This window comes from Olavius algarvensis spirochete endosymbiont, assembly GCA_900608495.1.
Classification (GTDB): domain Bacteria; phylum Spirochaetota; class Spirochaetia; order DSM-2461; family DSM-2461; genus UBA2779.
Window position 1 is genome coordinate 1 of sequence record UWYT01000092.1, and the last position, 4,917, is coordinate 4,917.

Genomic DNA, 4,917 nt, shown 5'->3' on the forward strand with positions numbered 1-4,917 from the left:
TTTGATCTTTTAGGACGTAGGAGAAATGTCAGCCTGGTTACTGGCAAGCTATCCGCCAAGGGTCAGCCGGGTTTAACCATCAGCTCAGAGGAGGCACTGATTTTTGCGGATCAGGGACATGTGAGTTTAGATAATGATTTGGATGAACAGCTTAGTATCTCGGTTTCGGAAGGCGAAGCTACTGTGCTGGTAAATAACCAAAGAACACAGGTGGGCAATGATGCAATCCTGCAATTCGACAGAAACACCGGAAATACAACTACGACAACCGTTGCAGTTGCGATAGATAAGCCGAGCCCCAATGCCCTTCTACTAAGCTACGAAGATAACTTACCGGTTGATTTTGCCTGGCAGGTTTTTGCCGATTGGACCAGCCCACTTCTTGAAGTTTCAACCGATTCAACCTTTTCGGATATCGACGGCACTCGAATCAGAGCGAACTCGGAAGCGTCTTTGAACCTGGGATCGGGAAATTGGTATTGGCGAATTCTGGAATCGGAGAACGGCAGTTTCGGCCCTACGAACGAATTCTCGATTGGTCGAGCACGACGCATAAAACCGATCGCTCCCTCGCCGGGTTTGAACATACCATTTCGCGGACAGACAGCCAGCGTTTCCCTTAGATGGAGCAGCGCGCCATATGCGAGTTCCTACACAGTAGAACTTAGCCAAAATTCATCATTTTCCAATCCGCGAATTATGCGTGAGGTTATCGACAATTCGATACTGGTTAAAAACCTGACAGAAGGTAGCTGGTGGTGGCGTGTGATTCCTCACTACCAACGCGGGGATTTGATAAATCCACTAAACTCGGAACCTAGATATTTTGTTCTGGAAGAGCGCATCGAACACGAACCGGTTACACTCATCAGCCCAGTGGAAAATGCGTCGCTATCAAGTCTGGATGTTCGAGACGGCATCCCGTTTAAATGGCTTGCGGCCGATAGCATAGTCTCATACAGGATAAGCGTGGCGAAAAATCAGAATATGGACGATATAGTTGCGGTAGCAGACGGACCTGAAAACTGGAGAACTCTACTTCCGACTCCAGAACCTGCCGTCTATTACTGGCGCGTTGAGGCAATTGCAGCCGATGGAGCTGATGTTCCAGTTTCCAGGACACGCAGCTTCACCGTTCGCCCCCAGAGCGGAATAGTTGAGCTTATCGATCCCGCCCCCGGCGAATTTAAGGAACTAAAACCATTTACATCTCACAGTTTCATTTGGCACAGTGACATCCCCGGCACTGCCCGATTCCAGTTGAGCAGAGTCAAAAAGACGGGGGAAAGTGAGCAAGTCAGAATTCTAGATACCTTATTACAAGGCGAATCATTCAGGACGATACTGCCCGGAGAAGGTGAGTACGCATGGAGTATACAAATTCTTGATGATAAAGGCCGTTTGCTGCTTCGAAGCGGGGAAGTTCAATTCGTCGTGAGAGCGGATTTCGAACCGCCGATTCTTAGCAATCCGGCTCCTGGCTCGATTATCGGAATAGCTGACTCAACTACAATCTCGATAAGCTGGGATCCATCGCCAGGCGCCGATGCTTACGAAATAGAGTTCAGGAATCAAGATGGAGTTGTTATAGGACTGGATAGACGCGTAATTGGTTTGAGTCGGGATTTTGCGTTCTCTCAGACAGAAGGCGGCGGCATATACACCGTTGAACTCACTTCGATAAGGGAAAATCCACCTCCAGGCGCCTCCGCTAGAAGCAGAACCGCTATTTATCAGTTTGAAGTAAAGGATTTCTTTCAATACTCTGCAGCCATCCCAATCTCCCCGACAGATGACGTCACAATAAATCCAGTAGAAGCCCTGAGAAGTGGAGTCACCCTGAACTGGCGACAGGATCCGCCACTGGAGAATTACACTGTCGAGCTTGGCAACGGGGAATTTATCAGGCTATACCAAAGCAAACAGTCCAGCCTATTCCTTGAATCCCTGAATCCCGGGCACTATTCCTGGTTAGTTCGCTCCAGAGATAGCTTTGGACAGGAGGCTCCGAAGAGTCAAGTCGCCAGGTTTAGAATCGATGATTTTCCAAATCCACCCCCCCCTGCCGCAGTATTCCCTCAATCCGGAGCCAAACTGGACATGACAGGGAAGAAGAATCTTTCCTTTGAGTGGGAGGCTGGAGAGAAAAATACAGTATACGATTTAGCGCTCTACTTCAGCGATGCGAACACACCTCTTGTCAGAGAAGTCGGTTTAACCGACACCACTTATACTCTGGATAACCTCGAAATTCTGGATGTTGGAAACTTCATTCTTACAATCCAATCACGCATCGATTACTTCGATATCGGCATTACTCGGTCGAGCCCGGTAGTTAGAGTGCCTTTTACTCTTTCAATAGATGTTGCAAACACGACGCCGAAGATGCTTAATAGTGAGCTGCAATATGCGGACTAAGACAGGCGGGAAACCGGCGTTTTTTTTCTTGTTAAGCTTCCTGGCGGCCACAACATGCCTCTCAGCGCAAGAAAGAATCGAATGGGAACCCGTTGTCGGGGCCGATCACTACCTGGTGGAAATAAGTCAGAATGGCAAGCTCGTACTTGAAGTACAGAGCAAGGAGTCTTTTATACCGCTTTTCCTTCCCCCCGGTTACTATGATATTCGAATCAAGGTGATAGATTCATTTGGGAATGCCCAATCCACCGACGAGATTAGCCGTTTGAAAATCAGCGCGCCTCTTATCCCCTTCATCATCTATGTATCTCCCGGGGTATTTCATAAAAATGAGAAGCCGGTGTTTTTTGCGCGAGTAAGCGGACTGCTGGAGAATGAAAAACAATCCACCACCTTCGCACTTGAAAGCGACGAAGACAGGAAGATACAACTGAATTGGGAGATATCAGACTCCAGCAAGGCTGCCGAAGGTTGGATAGAGATATCCCTAAGCACAGATAGAAGGCTGCCCAATGTTGGCTCCTGGCATCTCACAATGTCCAATCCCGATGGCCGCGAAGATAGTCTGGAAAATGCACTCACCATTTTCCAAGGTTCACAGCCTCGAATAAAAACCATAAATCCGAAGGAATTTGTTGCCGGAATTCCAAATGCTGTGCTCCGAATTAGGGCAAAGGACTTCAGTGGAGACACTACTCTTCTAATCGACGGACCTTCGGAAATTCCAATAACGAAATTAAATCAGGGTGAAAAGGATGTCTTTGAATTTAGCTTGAATCTAAGGGATGCATCAGAGGGACTCTATTCGATTTCTTTGCTGAATCCCTCGGGGGAAATCGACACCATACCTGAGGGACTAAAAATTCACTCCCCAAAAATGGCTTCATCCAGAAAGGTTAAGACACTGAAAATTGATGATAGAAAACCCCGGCCGCAATCCGAATTCCCCAATGCAATCTATGGCGGATGGAAACCCATTATACGAACCAGTGATACAGGCTTGGAATCCTTTTTCGATCCTTCTTCCCAAGTTGTTTTCCAACCAGGCTATTTGGGGTTTACACTGGGATATTCCCGGGATATCGAAAATGATTTGCTGCGAAGAGTGCCCTACCTGGATGACGTTGAATGGTATTTCCTGGCAAGCTATTCTAACAGTAAACTTATTGATGCTGAACCTAGTGATCTTTTGCCTAGTCCTTTTCCTAGTCCTTTAGATGACTTTGGTTTAGTACAAAACCATCATAGTTTAGCCTTCCTGTTTGGAGTTAGTTATGTCACCTGGTTCGATTCTCCACTGAACCTTCTGGCGCAAATTGGCCTTGGGATTGGCGTTATGCTCCGCGAGTATAGCGGCCCAGAACTGTCGCCAATACCAGGACTGCCGCCTGATGCTGGCCCCGATATGCCTGAATTTGTTTATCCCAAGAATTCAACAAGTTTCATTATGAGCTTCGATTTGGGATTCCGCTGGGATATCACGCCACAACTATTCGTAAATACAACTGCCAATGCCATGCTTAAAAACGAAATAGATAAAAATGACGAATGGTCCTTTCAACCTAAGATTGAAGGAGGCTGGAGATGGTAAAAAGCCGGGCTTCGGCTAAATTCAGCCTGTTCCACTATCCCTCAGAATGGACTGCCTTTCTCATCATGATTCTAACTTCAGTTTGGGCAAGCCATGGCCAGGAATCAAGCACTCTTATAAGCGATGAAGGCGCGGTTATCTTGAGGTGGGAATCCGACGCTTCCTTGTTCCGTATTCAGATTCGTCGCGACGGGCAAGTGTTTTTCGATATGGAGCACGACAAGAATGAGATAAGACTAAATTTGGCCCCTGGCCTTTATGAGTATAGAGTCGCTACGCTAAATGTCTTTGCCAAAGAAGATAGAAGCACAACTTGGCTACCGTTAAGAGTGAGCAGTTCGAAGATTCCCCATTTTCGATTAGTATCCCCACTCGAAATCGCAGAGGGGGAAAGCGGTAAAATCCTGGTTGTTGAGTCGACTAAATTCAGGGAAGACATCACCCTCCTGTTGATAAATGGCGACAGACGAATTAGCACGGAATGGCAGAAAGATGAAAACCTCTATTCAATTCTGTTACCGGATTCACTTGAGGCAGGAAGATGGGACTTGGAGGCACGCGATATTTCCGGTAAAACCTTCATGATTCCTGAAGTTCTAACAGTTCAATCGACTAAGTCACTCTCGATTTATAGCTTAAGCGTAACCGAGCTTCCTCCCGAGGGAACCTTCCCTGTTGAAATTGTCGGTGAACGCTTTGATATGGATATGTCTCTGCGTTTCGAGAGCCTGGATGAAATTCTGAAGGTTGTTTCAACTGAGGTTTTTAACGAGAAGAGAGCGTTGGTTTACCTTGATTTGGCTGGGGCAAAACCCGGTGATTACACATTGATAGCATCTAATCCAAATGGGGTTGAGGCTCGCTCTGAAGGGGCTCTTAGGGTAGAACCCACGGGAAAGAGCAGAGAC

At 47.1% G+C, this 4,917-nt stretch carries 3 protein-coding genes; all 3 read left to right on the plus strand.

Translation table 11 applies throughout. The features are described from left to right. The coding region (locus S1OALGB6SA_RS10040) for a fibronectin type III domain-containing protein (RefSeq protein ID WP_195910244.1) at window positions 1-2,418 on the plus strand (2,418 nt) is incomplete at its 5' end. Continuing rightward, the gene (locus S1OALGB6SA_RS02115) at window positions 2,408-4,009 is read left to right on the plus strand and encodes a hypothetical protein (RefSeq protein WP_124032397.1); all 1,602 of its coding nucleotides are present in this window, start codon (window positions 2,408-2,410) and stop codon (window positions 4,007-4,009) included. The genes S1OALGB6SA_RS10040 and S1OALGB6SA_RS02115, both read left to right, overlap by 11 nt. Then, on the plus strand, window positions 4,003-4,917 hold a 915-nt coding region (locus S1OALGB6SA_RS02120), incomplete at its 3' end, for a hypothetical protein (protein ID WP_148084001.1). The genes S1OALGB6SA_RS02115 and S1OALGB6SA_RS02120, both read left to right, overlap by 7 nt.

Bases quoted from the DNA above. Each gene is read 5' to 3' on its own strand.
- S1OALGB6SA_RS02115 (WP_124032397.1), top strand. From the start codon at position 2,408: ATGCGGACTAAGACAGGCGGGAAACCGGCGTTTTTTTTCTTGTTAAGC.